Raw genomic sequence first — 20,020 nt, forward strand, 5'->3', positions numbered from 1 at the left:
CGGACGCCCCCCGCGTCCGGGCCGGCGGCGCATCCCCGGGCCGCGCCGCGCGTCCCCGGGGCCGTGCGAACAGCAGTTCAGGCGTGCGGTAGTCTCTGCCGACTTCCGGCGAGACCAAGGGCACCTGATGACAACCGCAACCCCGCCTCCGCGTGAGGAAGACGACGAGCCGTCCGCCGTACCCGAGGCGGTGTGGGAGGAGTTCGCGGGGGACACGTTCGGCGCGATCAGGGCGACCGCGCCCAAGGAACCCTCGGCGCGCGCCCGCATGGTGACGGAACGGCTGCGGCGCGAGGACGAGGCGGCGGCGGAGCGCGAGCGGCGCGACAGGCGCCGGTGGGGCCGCGGGCGGCGCCGGCCCCAGGAGCCGGCGGGGTGGCGGACCGGGCCCGCCTGGCGGGAGATGCGGCGGGACGGGCGGCGGTCGTGGCGGGACCGCCTCCGGGCGGGCCTGGTCGTCGTGGTGGTGGCGGTGCTCGCGCTGATCGCCGTCAACCCGTCCGGCGCGCGGGCGCTGGTCCGCGGGCACTGGCACTCCTCCGGCAGCCACGACAACGCCTCCGGCGCCGGCCAGGACCCCGCCGGCAGCACGCCGCTCCCGCCCGAGACCGCGCCGCCGAGCGCACCGCCCCCGGCCGTGGACCCCGGCATCCCCACCGTGAGCCACCCCTTCGCGGGATCACCCGCGCTCGGCTGGGCCGACGGCGCGGCCGGCATCCAGCCACCGCACGCCACGGCCGTCGGCGGCGTGACCGCCGGGCAGGTCGCCGCCGCGCTGGAGGAGACCAGGGCGTATCTCGTCGCGGCCGACCTCGACCCGGCGGCGCTGCGCGGCGGCTTCCCGGCGGCGGCCCTGCGCGTGATCGACCCGGCCAACGGCGAACCGGCCGTGATGAAGGCCGCGCTGCGCTCGCCCAGCCGGACGAAGGACCCGACGGTCTGGTTCACCCGGTACGACCCGCAGGAGGTCCGGCCGGTGGGCACGGTGGTCAAGGTGCGCGGCCGCATGACCTTCGCCGCCGCCGACCACGGCGCCGTGCGCGTGCACGCCGACTACAGCTTCGTCTACGCCTTCACCAGGACCGGGGATCCGAACGGGCCGGTGACCCGGCTCGTCGCGCGGCGCGTGGTGGACACCGAGTGGTTCCCGCGGTCGGCGCGCGGCAAGGTGCAGCTCGTGAAGGTCGGGGCCTCCTTCGGCGGCGCGGGCTGCGGCCCGTACGACGGCTTCCTGCACCCGCTCCCCGGCACCGCCCCGGGCGTCACCCCCTCCGGGCCGGCCATCGACCCGTACGACCGCAGCAGGCCGCTCTCGAACGAGCGCACGTGCGGGGTGGCCAGCCGGGTGTGACCCGGCGCCCCCGGGCGGGCGCCGGGACCCGCCCGGGGGCAGGCCCTCCGACGGGCCGCGGCGGCCGCCGCGTAAGGTGGCGGCCGCGAAGATCGACAGAACGAGGAGCCGCCCCATGACGTCCGCCCCCGCCGCCCCGCGCTTCCCGCGCGGCTTCCGGTTCGGCGCCGCCACCGCGGCCTACCAGATCGAGGGCGCCACCGGCGAGGACGGCCGCGGCGTGTCCATCTGGGACACGTACTCCCGCACGCCCGGGGCCACCGCCGAGGGTGCCACCGGCGACATCGCGTGCGACCACTACCACCGCTACAAGGAGGACGTCGCCCTCCTGCGCGACCTGGGCGCCGACACGTACCGCTTCTCGGTCGCCTGGCCGCGGATCGTGCCGGAGGGCAGGGGAGCGGTCAATGCGGCCGGCCTCGACTTCTACGACCGCCTGGTGGACGAGCTGCTCGCGGCGGGTGTCGAACCGGCTCCCACGCTCTACCACTGGGACCTGCCCCAGACGCTGGAGGACACCGGCGGCTGGCGGGTCCGCGACACCGCCGAGGCCTTCGCCGACTACGCGGCCGTCGTCGCCGACCGCCTCGCCGACCGCGCGGGGCGCTGGATGACGCTCAACGAGCCCTTCTGCACGGCCTTCGTCGGCCACGCCGTCGGGCGGCACGCGCCCGGCACCCGTGAGGGCGACGGCGCCCTCGCCGTCGTGCACCACCTGCTGGTCGGGCACGGCCTGGCGGTCGACGCGCTGCGCGCCGCGGGGGCCCGCGAGGTCGGCATCGCCCTCAACCCCGACCGGCTGCTGCCCGCCACCGGCTCGCAGGCCGACGCCGAGGCCGTCGGGCGTGCCGAGATCCTGCACAACCGCTGCTGGTTCGACCCGATCTTCCTCGGCCGCTACCCGGAGGGCGAGGAGGACCTGTGGGGCGACATCAGCCGCTTCTCCTTCCGCCGTGACGGCGACCTCGCGCTCGCCTCCCGCCCCCTGGACTTCTGCGGCGTCAACTACTACCGGCCCATCACCGTCGCCGACGCCCCCTACCGCGAGGCCGATCCGGCGCTGCGCACCGCCGTCGACATCCGCGCCGAGGAGACCTGGGGCGACCCGGGCGCCCGCCGCACCACCATGGGCTGGCCGGTGGTCCCCTCCTCCTTCCGCGACCTGCTCGTCGACCTCACCCGCCGCTACCCCGGCCTGCCGCCCGTGGTCGTCACCGAGAACGGCTCCGCCGAGGCCGACGTCCCCGACGAGGACGGCACGGTCCACGACACCGACCGTGTCGCCTACCTCCGCGACCACCTCGACGCGCTGGCCCAGGCCGTCGCCGAGGGCGTCGACGTGCGCGCCTACTACGTGTGGTCCCTGCTGGACAACTTCGAGTGGGCCTTCGGCTACGACCGCCGCTTCGGCATCGTCCGCGTCGACTACGACACGCTGCGCCGCACGCCCAAGGACAGCTACCGCTGGTACCGGGACTTCATCGCCGCGGAGCGCGCCGCGCACGGGAGCTGACGCCCGGCCGGCCGCGCCGGCTACGCCCGAGGCGCGGCGAGGGCTTCGAGGAGGGCGGGCAGCCGGCCGAGGGCGGTCGCGCCGGCGATCGGGTCGGCGTAGTCGCGTGTGTGCACGATCAGGCCGTCCCTGACGGTCATCACCATCAGGAACGACAGCGTGAACGGCTCCCCGCCGCCGACGAGCCGTCCGTGCAGGTCGTACTCGACGATCACGACCTCGGGATCGGCCGTCTCGTGGATCCGCACGCCGGTGACGCGCTCGTACCGGCGCACGGCGGCGCCGGCCCGGAAACGGGCGCGCAGGGACTCGCGGTCCGTCTCGGTGCGGACCGGGTGGAGGGCGGGCGGGGCGAAGGGCATCTCGATGACGGTGTGCGGGGCGTAGCAGTCGGCGAGGTCCCCGAGGTCGGCCCCGGTCGTGGCGGCGAGGAAGCGTTCGGCGGTGGCGCGGGCGGTGCTCGGCATGCTGGTGTCCTTCCGGAAGGGTCCGGCGGGGCCGCGCTGCGGCACCCGCCGTCGGTGGACCGGGCCTGCGGGGACCGGTCTAGGATCGGGGCGAGGAAAGCGGAGAGCGCGCCCCGGTTGAACAGTACCGGAGAGTGCGCCCCGGTTGCGGGGTTCACGGGGAGAGAGGTGGACGGTTCATGCGGGCCGACGCGCGGCGCAACCGCGAACTGCTGCTGCGGGCGGCGCAGGACGCCTTCGCCGAGGAGGGGATCGGGGTGCCGCTGGACGAGGTCGCCCGCCGGGCCGGGGTCGGCCCGGGCACCTTGTACCGGCACTTCCCGACCAAGGAGGCGCTCTTCGAGGCCGTCGTGCACGAGCGGCTGCGCGAGCTCGCCGCCCGCGCGCGGGAGGCGGCGGACGCCGCCGACCCGGGCGCCGCCTTCTTCGGCTTCGTCGCCCACATGGTGCGCGAGGCCGCCCCGAAGCAGGATCTCGTCGACGCCCTGGGCGGCGCCGGGGCCGAGCTGCAGACCGCCCTCGCCGCCACCGCGGGGGAGCTGCGCGAGGAGGTCGGCCGCCTCCTCGCGCGGGCCCAGCGCAGCGGCGCCGTACGCCCCGACCTCGGCGCCGGCGACCTGATGGCGCTCCTGTCGGGCCTGCTGCACGCGCTGCGCGGCCGGTCCCGCGACCCGGCGGCCCCCGCGGACCAGGAGGTCATGACGGCCGTCCTGTGCGACGGCCTCGCCGCCCGCCCCGGCCGGTGACCGGCCGCCCGGGGTGAAGGCGTAGTTCCAGGCTTGGTCCCGGTGTACTCGTTGCCCCACTGCTGCGGGTCGTACGAGGCGTCCGGGACGCGCCAGGAGCCGTCGGCGTCAGTGGCCGGCGGTCAGCGCGGCCGGGCCCCGTCGAGGGCGGCGCACGGTGGTCGTCCCGGCCGCACGGGGCACTCCGGGCCCGCCCGCGCTGCGAAGCCGGCCGCCGTGCGGCCCGGGTCCGCCGTGCCGCCTGCCGCCACGGGGGGCACGGTGGAAGGAGACGGTGCGAGACGGTGCGCGGCCGGGAAGCGGGTGCAGGGCCATGACGAAGCCACTGACGGTCGGCGTCGACGGATCCGACGGGAGTCTGCGGGCCCTGGACTGGGCCGTCGCCGAGGCGGCACGCCTGGGCCTGCCGCTGCACATCCTCCACGCGTCGCTGTGGGACCACTACGTGCGGCCCGCCCCCCGGCTCGCCGCCGTGCGGCCCGGCCAGCCCGCCCGGGACGCCGCCGTCGTGGACAACGCCCGCGAGCGGGCCGCCCGGCTCGGGCCCGGGGTCCCGCTGTCGGTGCAGGACGTCGCCGACGACCCGTTCGGCGCCCTGCTGCGGGCGGCGCCCGAGGCGTACGCCCTGGTGGTGGGCAACCGCGGCCGCGGCGAGCTCGGCGACATGCTGCTGGGCTCGGTGGGCCTCACGGTGGCCGGCCAGGCGCCCTGCCCGGTCGTCGTCGTCCGGGGCAGGGACGCGAACGTCTCCGGGCGCTTCGGCAGCGTCGTCCTCGGGGTGGGCGGCGCGGACGACGCGCCGGACGCGGCGCGCTTCGCCTTCCGCACGGCGCGGGCCCGCGGCGCCGGTGTCGAGGCCCTGCACGCCTGGCGCAGCCCGGAGGGCGGCGGGGACGCGGGCGCGGACCGGCCGGCGGCCGAGCGCGCGCTCGACGAGGCGCTGCGCGCCGCCCGCCGCGAGCACCCGGAGGTCGCGGTGCGGGCGAGCGCCGTGGAGGCGAAGGCGAGGACGCCGCTGCTGGCGGCGTCGGCGGCCGGCGACCTGCTCGTGGTGGGTGCGCGGCGCCGCGTCGGCGCGGTGGGGCTCCACCTGGGACCGGTCAGCCATGCCCTGTTGCACCACGCGGAGTGCCCGGTGGCCGTGGTGCCGCAGGGGGCGGGTGTCCCGGCCGGGGAGCCCGCCCCGGCGGCCTCCTGACGCCCGGCCCCGCCCGTCCGGCGAAGCTCCGGCGGCGGGAGCCCGGCCCGCGGATCCGGCCCCGGAGCATCGCCCATGAATGGGAGCGCTCCCATTTGGCGGAAAGTGCATGCCGCACAGGGATTACGCAGCTCGGCCGCACTGGCTAGGCTCGGGGCCGGTTGCGCGGGAGCGCTCCCATGGAACGCCCCGCCGCACCCGGCCCTCACCCGAGGGCCCGCCCTCTCCCCCCACGAGAGCACGGAGGACGACTGTGACACCCCCCATCCGCCCTGACGGACCGGCCGCCGCTCGCGGGCCGCGGCTGCGGAAGGCCCTGGCGCTCGGCGTGGCCACCGGCCTCGCCGCCGCCGGTATCGCGCTCGGCACCGAGATCTCCGCCGGCGCCGCGGCCCAGGGCAGCCTGCCCACCGGCACGCAGCTCTACAAGGACCCGAACTCGCAGGTCAACCGCTGGGTCGCCGCGAATCCCGGCGACTCCCGCGAGCCGATCATCGCCCGGCGGATCGCCTCCCAGCCGCAGGCGGTCTGGTTCGCCAACTACAGCCCGTCCACCATCACCGGCGACGTCCAGAAGATCACCTCGGCCGCGGCCGCCGCCGGGCAGGTGCCGGTGCTGGCCGTGTACGAGATCCCCAACCGCGACTGCGGCGGCGCCTCCGCCGGCGGCGCACCGGACCTCTCCTCGTACGACGCCTGGGTGCGCAGCTTCGCCGCGGGGCTGGGCAGCGGGCGGACGATCGTCATCCTGGAGCCCGACTCCGTCTCGCTGACGACGTGCCTCTCCTCGCAGCAGCAGTCCGACCGCTTCGCCTCGCTCTCCCGGGCGGGCGCCGCCATCCACGCCGCCGACCCCAACGCCAAGGTCTACCTGGACGGCGGGCACTCGGCCTGGAACAGCGCCTCGGAGCAGGCCAACCGGCTGCGCAGCGCGGGCATCCTGAACAACGCCGACGGCTTCTTCACCAACGTCTCCAACTTCAACACCACGGGGAACGAGGTCAACTACGCCAAGAACGTGCTGTCCGCCCTGGGCAACCCGGGCAACCTGCACGCCGTCGTCGACACCAGCCGCAACGGCAACGGCCCGGCATCGGGAGGGGAGTGGTGCGACCCGTCCGGCCGGGCGATCGGCACCTACCCCACGACGAACACCGGTGACCAGGCGATCGACGCCTTCCTCTGGGTGAAGCCCCCGGGTGAGGCCGACGGCTGCGCGGGCGCCGCGGGCACCTTCCTGCCGGACGTGGCCTACGCGCTCGCGTCCGCGGGGGCCTCCGACCCGACGACGACGCCGACGACCCCGCCGACGACGCCTCCCACCACCCCGCCGACCACCCCGCCGACGACGCCCCCCACGACGCCGCCGACCACCCCGCCGACCGGCTCGGGCTGCTCCGTCACCTACAAGGTCCCCAGTGCCTGGACGGGCGGCTTCACCGCGGACGTCACCGTGCGCAACAACGGCAGCACCAGCCTCAACGGCTGGTCCCTCAAGTGGACCTTCCCGGGCGACCAGAAGATCACCAGCGCCTGGAACGCCGCCGCCACCCAGTCCGGCGCCTCCGTGACCGCCACCAACCTGAGCTACAACGGGACGATCCCGGCCGGCGGCTCCACGAACTTCGGCTTCCAGGGGACGGGCAGCAGCACCGGCTCGCCCACCGCCTTCACCCTGAACGGTGCCGCCTGCACCGTGTCCTGACCCGCTCCCGCTCCACCGCGGCGGCCGGCCCGCAGTTCCGGGCCGGCCGCCGCGGCACGTCCGCGGCCGGGTGAACCGGAGCGCGCCGAAATGCCATTTCCGCGTGACCGGCGTCACCTTTTCCGCTCACGCAACGCACGTCCGCCCTTGCTTCCGGTGAGAGGAAAAGCGCCCCGACGTGATGCCCTCTACAGGGCGTGGATCACATACGAGGCCGCTTAGTAGACGCCCGCCGCCCGGTTGCGCGGCATATCGGCGCCGAATGAGCGCACTACGAAAGCACGCCGTAGTGGGGGTCTTTGACCCGCGGATCGCCGCCCCCTAACACTTCAGGGGTCCCGCTACGGAAGAGGTAATTCCCCCATGCAGCTCCCCATGATTCCGAAGAAGCGCCCGACGTTCGCGAAGTTCAACCAGATGTCGACCAAGCACAAGGTCACCGCAGCCGGCGCAGGCGCCGCTGCCGCGGTCGTGCTGACCGTCACCGGGCTGCAAGCGACCGCCGGCGCCGGTTCGGCGTCCGCGGCGAGCAGCACGGCCGGGGTCTCGGCGTCCGCCGTCACGCACGCCAAGGAACTCGGTGCGCGAAGCGGTACGGCGCAGCTGAAGGCGGCCACCGGCACCACGCAGCAGAAGGCCGCGCCGAAGACCGCGCTGGCCGCGCCGAAGGCTCAGGCCAAGGCGGACCTGACCGCGCCGGCCAAGAAGAAGGCCGCCGACGCGGCGGCGGGGAAGGCCGCAGCCGAGGCGAACGAGCGCGCCGCGAAGAAGGCCGCCGCGAACCGCTCGGCCCACCGTGCCGAGGTCGTGAAGAAGAGCATCACCAAGGCCGTGCCGAAGAAGCACGTGACCGCGTCCAAGCCGGCCGCGAAGACCTACGCGAACAACCTGGACGGCTGGATCCGCGAGTCGCTCGACATCATGCACAAGAAGGGGATCCCCGGCACGTACGAGGGAATCCACCGCAACATCATCCGTGAGTCGAGCGGTGACCCGAAGGCGATCAACCTGTGGGACATCAACGCCCGCAACGGCATTCCCTCGAAGGGTCTGCTCCAGGTGATCGACCCGACGTTCGACCGTTTCCACGTGGCCGGTACGTCGCACAACATCTACGACCCGGTCGCCAACATCACCGCGGCCTGCAATTACGCGGCCGACCGCTACGGCACGATGGACAACGTGGATTCCGCGTACTGATCCGTCACCGCCGGAAAGCAGCAGACGAAGGGCGGCGGGGCCACACCGGCCCCGCCGCCCTTCGGCGTTTCCCGTCGTCCTGCCTGAGCGCGTACGCCCCGTCACGGCCGGGTGACGGTGCCGCCCGCGCCGTCCTCCGCGGTGGGCGGCGGGACGCGGGCGGCCCGGTGCGGGGCCGTGGCGGTCGCCGTCCCGGTGGGAGGAAGCCGGGGCGACCGGTCCTTGCCGGCGGTCCCGGTCGGCACGCCGCCGGCCGGGTCACGGCGGCCCGTCCCCCCGGCGCCGCTCCTCGCGCAGCAGCGCGTCGAGGTCGGAGAGGCGGTCCAGGCCCGAGACGGCACGCGCCGTGCGCGGGTTCGCGCCGAGCCGCTCGCGGTGGCGGTGCAGGAAGGACCAGTAGCCACGGGTGTACGGGCACGCCCGGTCGCCGGTGCGGTCCCCGGGGCGGTAGGCGCAGGATCCGCAGAAGTCGCTCATGGAGTCGATGTAGGCGCCGCCCGAGGTGTACGGCTTCGTCGTCATGCGGCCGCCGTCGGCGTACTGCGACATGCCGACGACGTTGGGCAGCATCACCCAGTCGTAGCCGTCGACGAAGCTGCGGTGGAACCAGCCGGTCACCGCGGCGGGGTCCCACCCCTGCTGGAGGGCGTGGCTGCCCAGCACCATCAGGCGCGGGATGTGGTGCGTCCAGCCGGTGTCGCGGACCTGGGCCAGCACGGTGGACAGGCACCGCGCGGTGACCGCCTCCGCGTCCAGCTCCGTGAACCACCGCGGCAGCCGGCCGCGGTGCCCGAGGGCGTTGAGCCGCCGGTAGTCCTCACCGAAGTGCCAGTAGAGCTGCCAGACGTACTCGCGCCACCCGGCGACCTGCCGTACGAAGCCCTCGACGCTGTTCAGCGGGGCCTCGCCGGCCCGCCAGGCCGCCTCCGCCCGCTCCACGCACTCGGCCGGGTCGAGCAGGCCGAGGTTGAGCGAGGACGACAGCAGGCTGTGGCTCATCACCTGGTCCCCGGCGAGCATCGCGTCCTCGTACGGACCGAAGCCCGCCAGCCGGGTGCCGACGAAACGGCGCAGCGCCGCCAGGGCCTCGCGGCGCGTGGCGGGGAACACCCGCGGCCCGTCCCGTCCGGCGAAGCTCACGTCACCGTCGCGCTCCCAGCGGTCCAGGTCGTGCCGGACCTCGGCGTCGATGTCGTCCTCCCGCGGGCGGTAGGGCGCGGGGGAGCCGAGGGTGGCGGTGGCGGGCGGCGGCTCGCGGTTGTCGCGGTCCAGGTTCCACCGGCCGCCGGCCGGCTCCGCGCCGTCCATCAGCAGCCCGTGCGTGCGCCTGACCCAGCGGTAGAAGTCCTCCAGGCGCAGCCGGTGCCCCTCGCGGCCGGCCGCCCAGGACGCGAAGGCGTCGTGCGGGACGAGGAAACCGCGGGCGGGCAGCACCCGCACCCGCTCCAGACGCTCCGCCAGGGCCAGCGCCGCACGCGAGGTGGGGTGGTGCACGGTGACCGGCCCGGAGGGCACCGCCTCGCGCAGCCCGTCACGGTACGTCTCGGCCCGGACGTAGCGGACGCGGTTCCCGAGCTCGGCGGCGCGGTGCCGCATCGCGGAGAGCACGAGATGGGCCTTGGCCCGGTGGAAGCGCCGCCGGCGGAAGACCGAGCGCGCCTCGATCATCACGACGGGACTGTCGCGGTGCGGACCCGCCTCCCGCGCGTCCGGCCGCAGGAAGGCGGGGCCGAGCTGGTCGCCGAACAACCAGTGCGGATCAGCCATGGCCACCTCCCGCTGCCGTGCTCCGGCGCCGCGCCGGCCGTCGGCAGCATGATCGGCGACGCAGGGCCCGCAGGCCCGCAGGCGCGCCCCGGCGGCCGGTACGCCGTGCCCGCCGCCCGCCGCCCGCCGCCCGGTCCGGCGGACGGGCTGTCACTCCGGTGTGCCCGGGCGTCGGGGTCGGGGCGGGTCCTGCGCCCGCACCGGCGACCGGAGGAGCCGCCGCCGAGCTGCCGCGCCTCCGCCGCCCCGGCGGCAGCCGCCGCCCTGCCGGGGCGCGGGAGGGCGCACCCCCGACCGGGCCGCCCGGGGCGGCGCGACGGTGCGGGGCCCGGGGCCGCCGGACCCGACCGCCCCGGGGCGCGGCCTCAGACCTCGACGACGATCTTCCCGGCGGCGTGGCCCTCCTGGCTGCGGGCGAACGCCGCCGCGAGGTCGCCCAGCGGGAAGGTCTCCGCGACCTCCACCGCGAGGTCGCCCGCGTCGGCGAGCCGGCCCAGCGCGGCGAGGTCCCCGGCGTCCGGCCGCACCCACATCCACTGGCCGCCGGAGCCGGTCACGGCGGGGTCGGCGATGGACGCGTGCCGCCCCTCCGGGGCCAGGACGGCGAGCGTGCTGTCCAGGACCCCGCCGACGAAGTCGGCCACGACGTCGACGCCGTCCGGGGCCAGGGCGCGGACCCGCTCGGTGAGCCCGTCGCCGTACTCCACCGGCTCGCAGCCCAGCGCGCGCAGCCGCTCGTGGTTGCGCGGGGAGGCCGTGCCGATGACGCGGGCGCCCAGCGAGCGGGCGATCTGCACGCCGAAGGAGCCCACGCCGCCCGCCGCGTTGTGCACGAGCACGGTGTCGCCGGCGCGCGTGTGCAGGCGCGTCAGCACCTGGTAGGCCGTGAGCCCGGCCAGCGGCAGTCCGGCGGCCTGCGCCCAGCCGAGCGCGGCGGGCTTGGGCGCGAGGGTGCGCACGGGCGCGCTGACGTACTCGGCGAACGTGCCGCCGTGCACGTAGTCCTTGCGGGCGTAGCCCATCACCTCGTCGCCGACGGCGAACTCCGGGGCGTCGATGCCGACCTCCGCCACGGTGCCGGAGACGTCCCACCCGGGGACCACCGGGAACACCACGTCCATCATGCCGTCGAGCCCGCCCGCCATGAGCTTCCAGTCGACCGGGTTGACCCCCGCGCAGCGCACCTTGACGAGCACCTCGCCCGGGCCGACCTTCGGCATCGGCACCTGGGCCTCGCGCAGCACCTCCGTCCCGCCGTACGTCTCGTAGACAATCGCTCGCATGGTCTTCCCGGCCATCTCCCGACCTCTCCGCGTTCCGTTGCTCCGCCACCCCCATCCCACCACGGCCCCGGTCGCCGATCCGGAAGGCGGCGCGGCGCGCCCCCGTGCCGCACCCGCGGGCACGGTGACATCGTGGAGCGATGACGCTTCCGCCGAGGGGCGGCGCCGCGCCGGAGGGCGCGGGGCAAGGCACGCCCGCCGCGCCGCTGGGCGTGCCGCTCCAGCGACTGCTGTTCGGCGGCGTGTACGGCACGGTGCTCGCCAGCGCCCTCGCCTCCGCCCTGGACGAGGACGGCGGCACGCACAACCCGGGCTACGACGCGCTGTGGATCCTGGTGGCGGCCCTGGCCGCCGCAGCGGCGCACGGCTACGCGCACGCCGTCGCCCACTGGACGGCCGGCGGGAAGCGGGCCACCGCGGAGAGCGTGCGCTCGGTGCTCGCCGAGTGGCCCCTCGTCGCCGCGGTCCTCCCCACCGTGGCCGCGCTGCTGGGTGCCGCCGCCGGCTGGTGGGGCGAGCAGGGCGCCGTCGGCGTCGTCCTCGTCGTCAACACCGCCGCCCTCTTCGGGTGGGGGCTGCTGGCGGCCCGGGCGGCCGGCCAGGGCTGGGCGCCGGCCTGCCGCGTGGGCCTGGTGGACGTCCTGCTCGGGCTGTTCATCGTGAGCGCGAACGCGCTGACGCACTGAGCGCGGGGCGCGACCGCGCCGGCCGGGCGCCGGGCCGCGCCGTCACGCCGAGGACAGCTGCTCCGCGATCTCCTTGACCCAGGCGGCCGTTCCGGCGGGGTCGTCGAGGGAGGCGGCCCACTCCTCGGGCGTCAGCCGCTGGTCGGCGGGGCCCGCCTTGAGGGCGACGAGGAGGTCCCTGGCCGACTCCCGCATCTGCGCGGAGGTGTCGCCGCTTCCCCTGACGGACGGGCCCGCGGCGAGGGCGTAGATCCTGCGGGCCATGGCCTGGCGCTCGCCGTTCTCCACCTTCTTCCAGAACTTCAGTGCCTCCTTCAGCGCGTCCCCGCGGGACGCGGGCTCCGCCGCCGTCGCGCCCTCCGCCGCCCAGCGGTCCGGGTGGCGGGCCCCGTCGTAGCGCTTGGTGCCCGCGCGGCCCGCCTTGTAGGCGGTGACGCCGAGGATGAGGCCGGCCGCGCCCGCGGCGAGGCCCCAGCCGACCGGGTTGCTCGCCAGCGCCGCTCCTCCCGCGGTCGCGGCGATCGCCGTCACGATGCCGCCGGCGGCCTTGGTGGACTCGCCCACGGCCGTGAGCGCCTGCTTGCCCATCTTGTTGCGCTGCTTGCCGAGCGCGTACGTCAGCGCGGTGTCCATCGTGTTGACGTCCTCGGCGCGCCGCAGGTCCCGGCCCGCGTCCCGGGCCTCGCCCATCGCCGACCAGGCGGCGTCGATCGCCTCCGACACCCGGTCCAGCCGGTCCCCGCCCTCGTGGTCCCACTGCGCGTCGAGGGCCACGTACGCCTCGGCGGCGGCCCATTCCGCGTCGTCGCGCGCCGACCGGAGCCGGGCGAGCGCCTCCTCGCCCGTGCGGCCGGGCCGCTCGATGCCCTTCAGGGCGCGGTACTTGCGGGCTGTCAGCCCGACGCGGCGCGCGGCGCGCGCCCCCTTCACTGCGCCCACGACGCTCGATCCGATGCCGCTCACCTCGGCCGCCTGCGCGGCGTGCAGCGCCTTCTCGGCCTTCGTCAGCTCCTTGGCGACACCGAGCGCGTTGTTCCCGGCACTCGCCGCGCCCACGACCGCCTCGGCCGCCTTGGAGGTGAACTTCTTGTTCGCCCCGTGGAAGGCGGCCCCGGCCTTGTGCTTGGCGGCGTCCTTGCGTGCCTTGGCCGCCTCCATGCCGCCGAGCGCCGCGCCCACGGCCTCCGCGACGAGGCTCTCCGACCCGGCGGCGCCCCCGGAGGCGGCGGCGGAGTGCTTCAGGGCGTCGTCGGCGGTGGCGGCCGCGTGCTGCGCGTAGCCCGCGTTGGCGGGCACCTGGACGTTCTTGACGAAGGTGTCGATCACCTCGAAATTCTTCTTGAGCCGGTCCAGGACGGCCGCGATCCGGTCGCGGTAGCCCGGCGACGCCGGCGCGCCCTTCCCGCCGCCCTCGGGTGCCTTCCCCTTCGCGTCCGCGTTCCCGGCACGCTGCACCATCGCGGTGGCGGCCCGGTTCCCCGCACCGGCCTGCACGGCGAGCAGCCCGCGCTCCGCCGGCCCCGCGGCACGCCCCCGCTCCTGGCGTCCGCGGCCCCGCGCGGTGACGGCATCGGACCGGCGGTCCGGCGTGCGGTGGAGCGGGGTGCTCATGGACGTGCCTTCCCTGCGCAGGACCGGGCGTGTGGACACTAGCCGCGCAAGGCGAACAGCGGCCGACGCGCGGGCGAAGCCCCGGCATCGCACCGCCGCGGTCGCCGGGCCGGCCCCGGGGGTCCGCCCGACGGCGTGCGGGCGGCGCAGAAGCGCGTCGCGGGTGCCGCCACCGTGCGGGGCACACCCGCCGCTGGGCACCTGCCCGCGGAAGGTCCCTCCCGGAGCGTGCCCGAGGGCGGCGATACGGTACGCAGACGGTCGCGCTGAGCCGTGCTTGGCGTCTCCGGTTCGGCGCCGGGGTGGGTTGCCGGGGGCGGCCCGGGACTTCGGCGAGAAGCGGGCCGCCCTGCCACGAGGGGGCGGGCGTGGAACAGGACGTGATCGGTGCGCGTCCGGTGGAGTGGATCCGGCGTGCCTGTCCGGAGGTACAGCAGGAGGTGGCTGATGCCTTGCGCTCGCCGGCCGCCGACCTCGTCGACAGCCGTCAGGACGGCGAGCGCCCGCTGGCCGCAGTCGTGCTCTTCGCCGCCGGGGACGTCGACCGGTTTGTCGAGGGCCTGCAGCTGGTCGACTGGCGCGATCTTCTGATGGCCGGGGGGCTCGCCCACGAAGACCGGCCGCAGATTCTGGATGAGAGGTTGAGCCCGCAGTGGTCCTGCAGTGGCCGGGCACGGGGGAGAGGGCGGGCCGCTCCGTCCAGCGGTCGGCCGCCGGTGCCGAGGCCGGTGAGGCGGTCGGGGACGGCGGCGCGTTCCGCGTTCCCTGCGGCGGCGGGCGGCGTCCGGTGCCGGGAGGCCGACCACATCGGCGAGGACGACGCGGAATTCGCCGGTCCCGGTGGGGCTCATGGCTTCGGACGGAACGGAGTGCCGCTCGCGCGCCCCGCGCCGGTCGGTGGACTTCTGCGGCACGGACGGGAGCCGGTGGCGGGCGATCTGGTCGGCTGTCGCGGCGTGCCCCGCGCACACGGGTGTGTCCGGCCGGCATCCGGGCGAACGGCCGCACAGGTGCCGTGCTGCCCCCGGCGGAGTGCGGGGAGCGCGCGCCGACCGGCACCGGTGGTCCGGGCAACTCCGGGCGCGGGGGCCGGCTGCGGGCGTGACGCCGCACGGCGCCTGCGGCGGTGCAGCCGGGGGCAGGCCCCCGGCTCGGCCGCGTCGGCTCCCGTCAGGAGCTCTGCGCGGCGGCCGCGGCGCGGCGGGCGCGCCGTTCGCCCTCGACCGCCGCGGCGCACGCGCACACCACGGCCGCCAGCGCGAAGCCGGCCGCGGCCGGGTTGACCCAGCCGGGTACCGCCGCGGCCCGGTAGCCGCCTCCGTCCGCGGTCTCGCAGACGAAGCGGAGGGGCACGTACTCCACCCGGTAGCCGGTCACGTGCGCCGCCCGTTCCGGATGCCCCGCCACCCGGCACGGCAGCAGCGGCGAGGAGTCGGCCCCGGAGTCGTCCGTCTCCAGGATCGCGCCGGTCAGGCAGAGCAGGCCGACGGTGCAGACGGCGGCCGCGACGGCCCCCAGCAGCGCGGCCAGCGAGCGCAGCCGTTCCTGCAGGCCGGCCTGCCGCAGCCGGTGGCGGCCGAGGCCGTAACCGGCCAGGGCCAGGGCGGCGATCGGGCACCCGGGCAGGAGGGCGAACAGGGCGTAGGCCATCGGGCGAGTCCAGCAGAGGCCGAGCCCGGTGACTGTGACGGAGGCCACACTTCCTGCAACAGGACTGTCACCACCCGTGCCGCCGGGGGAGCGGCGGTCCCGGCCCGCGTCAGTCCGCCGCCGGGGGTGTCTCGGAGCGGTAGGTGTGGCCCAGCTCCGGTCCGAGGCCGAAGTAGTGCCGGAAGTTGTAGATGAGGGGGTTCCAGGCGGCGGGGGAGACGTGGTCGGTGCCGGGGACGACGATGCGGGGGTCGGCGTGGACCGCGCGGACGGCGGCCTCGGCGATGACGAAGCCGCCGGCGGCGCCGGTCCGTACGCGCTCGGCGCGGGCCTCCAGCTGGAGCGGGCAGCCGGCGACGCGGGGCGGGCGGACCAGGCGGGAGGGCTCGGGGGTCAGGCCCGCGGCGCCGAACTTGTCGGGTTCAAAGCGGCAGCCCGCCGGCTTGCCCGCGGGCACCGGGTAGCGGCCGGTCAGTGGCGCGAGCCGTTCCACCGCGGGCCACTGCCCGGCCGAGGGGAGGCTGATCACCACGTCGGGGCGGCGGGCGAGGTTGCGGGCGGTCTGGCCCTCGCCGCCCAGGCCGAGCACGACCGTGCGCCCCAGCGCCCAGGCGGAGGACATGGGCGCGAGGTTGAAGGAGCCGTCCTCGTTCTCCGTCGACAGCAGCACCACGGGCGTACCGAAGTACAGGATGGCGGGCTCGATCTCCACGGTGGTGGCCGGCGCGTCCGGCGTTGCGGTGTCCATGCCCGGCAGCCTAGGAGCGGGCCGGTTCGGCGGCGGCCGAAGCGTCCGGGGCGACAATGGGGTGCATGGACGTACGGCGCGAGCGAGGGACCGGCCCCGATCTGGCCTCCGTGGCGGCACTGCTGGCCGACGGCACCCGGGCGGGCTTCTGCGTGGCGCTGCTCGACGGCCGGGCCTGGACGGCGACGGAGCTGGCGCGGCACATGGGGGTGGCGCGGTCGACCGCGACCGAGCACCTGCACGCGCTCGTCCGCGGCAACCTGCTGGCCGAGGAGCGGCAGGGGCGGCACCGCTACGTACGCCTGGCCGGTCCGCAGGTCGCGGAGGTGATCGAGAGCCTGGCGGCGCTGGCGCCCGAGCGTGCCGCGTCCCCGCGCACGCTGTCGGGAGCGGGCCGCCGGCGGGCCCTGGCCCACGCCCGTACCTGCTACGACCACCTCGCCGGGGCCCTCGGGGTGGCCGTCGCCGACGCGATGATCGAGCGGCGGCTGCTGGACCCGGAGCACGGGCTCGGCCTCACCGGCGCCGGGGCGGAGTGGCTCGCGGGTCTCGGCGTCACCGTGCCGGCGGGCACCCGGCGGCCCTCGGTGCGGCCGTGCCTGGACTGGACGGAGCGCCGGCCGCACCTGGCCGGCGCGGTCGGCGGCGCCCTGTGCCGCCACGCCTTCGACGAGGGCTGGGTCGTTCGTGTCGGCACCACGCGCGCGGTCACCGTCACCCCGCACGGCCGCGAGGCGCTGCACCGGCACCTGGGCCTGTCCGCGGAGCTGTTCGGCGAAACGGGTCAGGCGTCTTGCCGGACGCTCGGCTGATCCCCAAGCTGTGTACATGACACGTCGGTGCCGCCCGCTCCGCGCGGCGCGCTGACGGGCTTCCGCGCGCCCCCGCGCGGTGCACATGCGGACCTCACGCCTTCTCCCTGGAGTTGGACCTATGCGCTGGAATTTCCTGCGAGCACGACGCCGTGCGTGGATGAGAGCGCTCTCTGCGCTCCCCGTCGTGGTGGCCACGGTGGCGGCCACCGTCACCGCGTCACCGGCCGCCGAGGCGGCGGTGCCCGCGCCGCCGTCCGGTTTCTCGCTCACCTGGAGCGACGACTTCAACGGCGCCGCCGGCACCGGCATCGACCAGGGCCTGTGGAAGTACGACACCGGCCCCGGCAGCACCTTCGGCACCGGTGAGATCGAGACCATGACCAGCAGCACGTCCAACGTGTACTACGACGGCCAGGGCCACCTGGTGCTGCAGGCGCAGCACTCCGGCTCCGACGCGCGCAGCGGCTGGACGTCCGGGCGCGTGGAGACCCAGGCCGCCACCTTCGGCGCCCCCGCGGGCGGCGTCGTCCGCATCGAGTCCGTCCTCCAGCAGCCGAACGTCAGCACCGCCAACGGCGCCGGCTACTGGCCCGCGTTCTGGATGCTCGGCGCGCCGCTGCGCAGCGGCGTGACATGGCCGAAGTCCGGCGAGATCGACATCATGGAGGACATCAACGGCCGCAGCTCCGACTTCAGCACCCTGCACTGCGGCGTCAACCCCGGCGGTCCGTGCAACGAGTCGACGGGCATCGGCTCGGGCGAGCGCGCCTGCTCCGGCTGCCAGACCGGCTTCCACGACTACGCGGCGGAGATCGACCGCTCGGTGTCGCCCGAGCAGATCCGCTTCTACCTCGACGGCAGCAACTTCTTCACCGTCAGCGCCAACCAGGTGGACGCCACGACCTGGGCCGACGCCGTCGACCACCCCTTCTTCATCATCTACGACCTGGCGATCGGCGGCGGCTTCCCCGACGCCTTCGGCGGCGGCCCGAACGCGGCCACCGTCTCCGGCGGCAAGCTGGTGATCGACTCGGTGGCCGTCTACAACAAGGGCCCCGGCTCCGGGGGCACCGGCGGTTCGGTGACCGGCCAGGCGATCACCGGCCCGGGCGGCAAGTGCGTGGACGTCGCCGGTGACGACACCGGCGGCGACGGCACCGCGGTCCAGCTGTGGGACTGCCAGTCCGGGGCGAAGGACCAGCACTGGACGTGGAGCGGCCAGACCCTCCAGACCCTCGGCAAGTGCCTGGACATCGCCGGCGGCAACAGCGCCGCGGGCACCAAACTGCAACTGGCCACGTGCAACACCGGCGGCTACCAGTCCTGGGTCAGGCAGCCGGACGGCTCGCTGCGCAACCCCACCAGCGGCCGCTGCATCGACTCGCCCTCGGGCGCGACGGCCAACGGCACGCGGCTGCAGATCTGGGACTGCAACGGCTCCGGCGCGCAGGCCTTCGCCATCGGCACCCCGATCTACGGCCCCGGCGGCAAGTGCGTGGACGTCGCCGGTGACGACACCGGCGGCGACGGCACCGCCGTCCAGCTGTGGGACTGCCAGCAGGCCACCGCCCAGGACCAGAAGTGGACCTGGAGCGGCCAGACCCTGCGCACCCTGGGCCGCTGCCTGGACATCGCCGGTGGCGTGAACGCGGCCGGCACCAAGCTCCAGCTGGCCACCTGCAACGGCGGCGGCTACCAGAACTGGGTCGCCGGCGCGGACGGCTCGCTGTCCAACCCGACCACCGGCCGCTGCATCGACTCGCCGTCGGGCGCGACGGCCAACGGCACGCGGCTGCAGATCTGGGACTGCAACGGCTCCGGCGCCCAGAAATTCGCCCTGGCCTGAGCAGCGCCCCCGGTACCGGCCGCGGCCCGCGGCCGGTACCGGGGGTCCCCGCGGCCGGTCAGCGCGCGCCGGGCGCGCGGCCACCGTGCCGCGGCGCCCCCCTCACGGCGTGGTGCGGGCGGAGGGCTCGGCGAGCGACGCGAGCACCCTGCCCTTCGCGTCCCACACCGTGACGGCGGAGATGTCGAGCGGGTCGTGCGACAGGGCGGACGCCGGGAGGTCGAGGTACCCGCCCGCCCACCCCGGGTGCACCGCGAGCGTCACCACCTGCGCAGGACGGACGCGGCCCCGGGTGGTGACGGCCATCCGCGCGGGCACGGCCGGCCCCCGGTAGACCAGCAGGACGTGGGTGCCGCCGCCGTAGCCGAAGCCCTGCATGCCCACGGTGCCCTGCGGCTGGTTCCCGTCCTTGTCGGACTCGTCCCGGCAGTCCCAGCCGGTGCCGTCGTCCCAGTCGACGCAGCGTTCCCCGGGGGTGACGCGCATCCGGTGCCCCCCGCCGATACCGAACGCCCTGCCCGGCGCCACCACCCGCACGGCGGGCCAGACGAGCGCGGGGGAGGAGGCAGTGGCGGGGTGCGGCCGCGGCACCGGGGCGGCCGCCACCGGGCCCGGCTCGTCCGGGCCGCGCGGCACGCCCGCCACCACCGCCACGGCGGCCACCGCCGCGACCGCGCCCAGCGCCGGCAGCCACACCGCGACCCGCCTCTTCCGCCGGCGCGCCGCGCGCCCCAGCACCTGCCCGGCGTGCCAGGGGCGGGGCTCGATCGCGCCCGCCGCGTCGGACAGGGCGCGGCGCACCCGCTCCTCCAGTTCGCGGGAGTCCCCGGGGGCCGTGCCGCCCCGGCCCTCCTGCCGGTCGCTGCTCACGCCCGTCACCTCTCCCCGCTCTCCGCGGCGGCCAGCGCCGGATGATCCCGTAGTTTGCGCAAGGCCCGGCTCGCCTGGCTCTTGACGTTGCCGACCGAGCAGCCGAGCACGTCGGCGACCTGCTGTTCGCCCAGGTCCTCCCAGTAGCGCAGCACCACCACCGCGCGCATGCGCGGCGGGAGCGCGGCGAGGGCGGCGACCAGCGACGCCCGGGTCTCGACACTGGCGGTGGTCTCCGGCCGGCTCCGCTCCGGCAGCCGGGGGGTGAGCAGGTGGACGACCCGTCGCCGGCGGAACCTGCTGAGGTTGTTGTTCACCAGCGCGCGGTGGACGTAGGCGTCGGGCTCGTCGAGCTGGCCGATACGCGCCCAGCCGGCGTAGACCTTGGCGAGGGTCGTCTGCACCAGGTCCTCGGCCTCGTGGTGGTCGCCGGTCAGCAGGTACGCCGTCCGCACCAGCCGCGACCACCGCGGCGCCGCCCACGACTCGAAGTCCGGCGAGGCCTCCGCGCCGGCGGCGTCCCGGGACAGCCGGTGTCCCGGGACGTCGCCGCCGACCGCGGAG

At 76.0% G+C, this 20,020-nt stretch carries 17 protein-coding genes; 9 read left to right on the forward strand and 8 right to left on the reverse strand.

The genetic code is table 11. The annotated features are described in order from the left end of the window. The first annotated feature begins 127 nt into the window (after positions 1 to 127). Both ACH4SE_RS12550 and ACH4SE_RS12555 read left to right on the forward strand, forming a co-directional pair. Complete coding sequence (locus ACH4SE_RS12550; protein ID WP_398543326.1) at positions 128 to 1,351, forward strand: hypothetical protein; 1,224 nt, start codon at positions 128 to 130, stop codon at positions 1,349 to 1,351. 115 nt (positions 1,352 to 1,466) lie between these two features. Beyond that, positions 1,467 to 2,864 (forward strand): GH1 family beta-glucosidase, encoded by a 1,398-nt coding sequence (locus ACH4SE_RS12555; RefSeq protein WP_398543327.1) that lies wholly within the window; start codon positions 1,467 to 1,469, stop codon positions 2,862 to 2,864. Positions 2,865 to 2,884: 20 nt separating this feature from the next. Here the strand turns inward: ACH4SE_RS12555 and ACH4SE_RS12560 are convergent, their stop codons facing one another. Then, positions 2,885 to 3,331 (reverse strand): nuclear transport factor 2 family protein, encoded by a 447-nt coding sequence (locus ACH4SE_RS12560; RefSeq protein ID WP_398543328.1) that lies wholly within the window; start codon positions 3,329 to 3,331, stop codon positions 2,885 to 2,887. A 179-nt stretch (positions 3,332 to 3,510) separates the two neighbouring features. On the opposite strand from ACH4SE_RS12560, the gene ACH4SE_RS12565 reads away from it, so the two are divergent. The 4 genes from ACH4SE_RS12565 to ACH4SE_RS12580 all read left to right on the forward strand — a co-directional run bounded on the left by ACH4SE_RS12565 (position 3,511) and on the right by ACH4SE_RS12580 (position 8,180). Continuing rightward, positions 3,511 to 4,077: a TetR/AcrR family transcriptional regulator gene (locus ACH4SE_RS12565; protein WP_398543329.1), complete on the forward strand. Its 567-nt coding sequence runs from the start codon at positions 3,511 to 3,513 to the stop codon at positions 4,075 to 4,077. Positions 4,078 to 4,390: 313 nt separating this feature from the next. After that, positions 4,391 to 5,275, forward strand: coding sequence for a universal stress protein (locus ACH4SE_RS12570; protein ID WP_398543330.1), 885 nt, complete (start codon positions 4,391 to 4,393; stop codon positions 5,273 to 5,275). A 253-nt stretch (positions 5,276 to 5,528) separates the two neighbouring features. Next, the gene (locus ACH4SE_RS12575; RefSeq protein ID WP_398543331.1) at positions 5,529 to 6,980 is read left to right on the forward strand and encodes a glycoside hydrolase family 6 protein; all 1,452 of its coding nucleotides are present in this window, start codon (positions 5,529 to 5,531) and stop codon (positions 6,978 to 6,980) included. 363 nt (positions 6,981 to 7,343) lie between these two features. Next, positions 7,344 to 8,180, forward strand: a complete 837-nt coding sequence (locus tag ACH4SE_RS12580; protein WP_398543332.1) for a transglycosylase SLT domain-containing protein — start codon at positions 7,344 to 7,346, stop codon at positions 8,178 to 8,180. Between the two features lie 258 nt (positions 8,181 to 8,438). Here the strand turns inward: ACH4SE_RS12580 and ACH4SE_RS12585 are convergent, their stop codons facing one another. Together ACH4SE_RS12585 and ACH4SE_RS12590 are read right to left on the reverse strand one after the other, a co-directional pair. Beyond that, positions 8,439 to 9,947 carry a cryptochrome/photolyase family protein gene (locus ACH4SE_RS12585; RefSeq protein WP_398543333.1) on the reverse strand — a complete coding sequence of 503 codons (1,509 nt, stop codon included), beginning with the start codon at positions 9,945 to 9,947 and terminating at the stop codon, positions 8,439 to 8,441. A 365-nt stretch (positions 9,948 to 10,312) separates the two neighbouring features. Then, the gene (locus ACH4SE_RS12590; protein ID WP_398543334.1) at positions 10,313 to 11,230 is read right to left on the reverse strand and encodes an NADP-dependent oxidoreductase; all 918 of its coding nucleotides are present in this window, start codon (positions 11,228 to 11,230) and stop codon (positions 10,313 to 10,315) included. Positions 11,231 to 11,370: 140 nt separating this feature from the next. Here ACH4SE_RS12590 and ACH4SE_RS12595 point away from each other — a divergent pair, with 140 nt between their 5' ends. Beyond that, entirely contained in the window at positions 11,371 to 11,916 is a 546-nt protein-coding gene (locus ACH4SE_RS12595) for a hypothetical protein (RefSeq protein ID WP_398543335.1), read from the forward strand. A 42-nt stretch (positions 11,917 to 11,958) separates the two neighbouring features. On the opposite strand, the gene ACH4SE_RS12600 is transcribed toward ACH4SE_RS12595, so the two are convergent. The 3 genes from ACH4SE_RS12600 to ACH4SE_RS12610 all read right to left on the reverse strand — a co-directional run bounded on the left by ACH4SE_RS12600 (position 11,959) and on the right by ACH4SE_RS12610 (position 15,925). After that, a complete protein-coding gene (locus ACH4SE_RS12600) occupies positions 11,959 to 13,527 on the reverse strand; it encodes a hypothetical protein (protein WP_398543336.1) in 1,569 nt (522 codons plus the stop codon). 1,170 nt (positions 13,528 to 14,697) lie between these two features. Beyond that, positions 14,698 to 15,177, reverse strand: a complete 480-nt coding sequence (locus ACH4SE_RS12605; protein ID WP_398543337.1) for a hypothetical protein — start codon at positions 15,175 to 15,177, stop codon at positions 14,698 to 14,700. A 109-nt stretch (positions 15,178 to 15,286) separates the two neighbouring features. After that, positions 15,287 to 15,925, reverse strand: a complete 639-nt coding sequence (locus ACH4SE_RS12610) for a flavin reductase family protein (RefSeq protein ID WP_398543338.1) — start codon at positions 15,923 to 15,925, stop codon at positions 15,287 to 15,289. A gap of 56 nt (positions 15,926 to 15,981) precedes the next feature. Here ACH4SE_RS12610 and ACH4SE_RS12615 point away from each other — a divergent pair, with 56 nt between their 5' ends. Together ACH4SE_RS12615 and ACH4SE_RS12620 are read left to right on the forward strand one after the other, a co-directional pair. Next, positions 15,982 to 16,737: an ArsR/SmtB family transcription factor gene (locus ACH4SE_RS12615; protein ID WP_398543339.1), complete on the forward strand. Its 756-nt coding sequence runs from the start codon at positions 15,982 to 15,984 to the stop codon at positions 16,735 to 16,737. 160 nt (positions 16,738 to 16,897) lie between these two features. Further along, a complete protein-coding gene (locus ACH4SE_RS12620) occupies positions 16,898 to 18,586 on the forward strand; it encodes a ricin-type beta-trefoil lectin domain protein (protein ID WP_398543340.1) in 1,689 nt (562 codons plus the stop codon). Between the two features lie 102 nt (positions 18,587 to 18,688). Here the strand turns inward: ACH4SE_RS12620 and ACH4SE_RS12625 are convergent, their stop codons facing one another. Together ACH4SE_RS12625 and ACH4SE_RS12630 are read right to left on the reverse strand one after the other, a co-directional pair. After that, positions 18,689 to 19,456 (reverse strand): hypothetical protein, encoded by a 768-nt coding sequence (locus ACH4SE_RS12625; RefSeq protein ID WP_398543341.1) that lies wholly within the window; start codon positions 19,454 to 19,456, stop codon positions 18,689 to 18,691. A gap of 5 nt (positions 19,457 to 19,461) precedes the next feature. Beyond that, positions 19,462 to 19,986, reverse strand: a complete 525-nt coding sequence (locus ACH4SE_RS12630) for a SigE family RNA polymerase sigma factor (protein WP_398543666.1) — start codon at positions 19,984 to 19,986, stop codon at positions 19,462 to 19,464. Between the last annotated feature and the right edge of the window lie 34 nt (positions 19,987 to 20,020).

Origin of the sequence: Streptomyces sp. NPDC020983 (assembly GCF_044333485.1) — a bacterium.
In the GTDB taxonomy this organism is placed as follows: domain Bacteria; phylum Actinomycetota; class Actinomycetes; order Streptomycetales; family Streptomycetaceae; genus Actinacidiphila.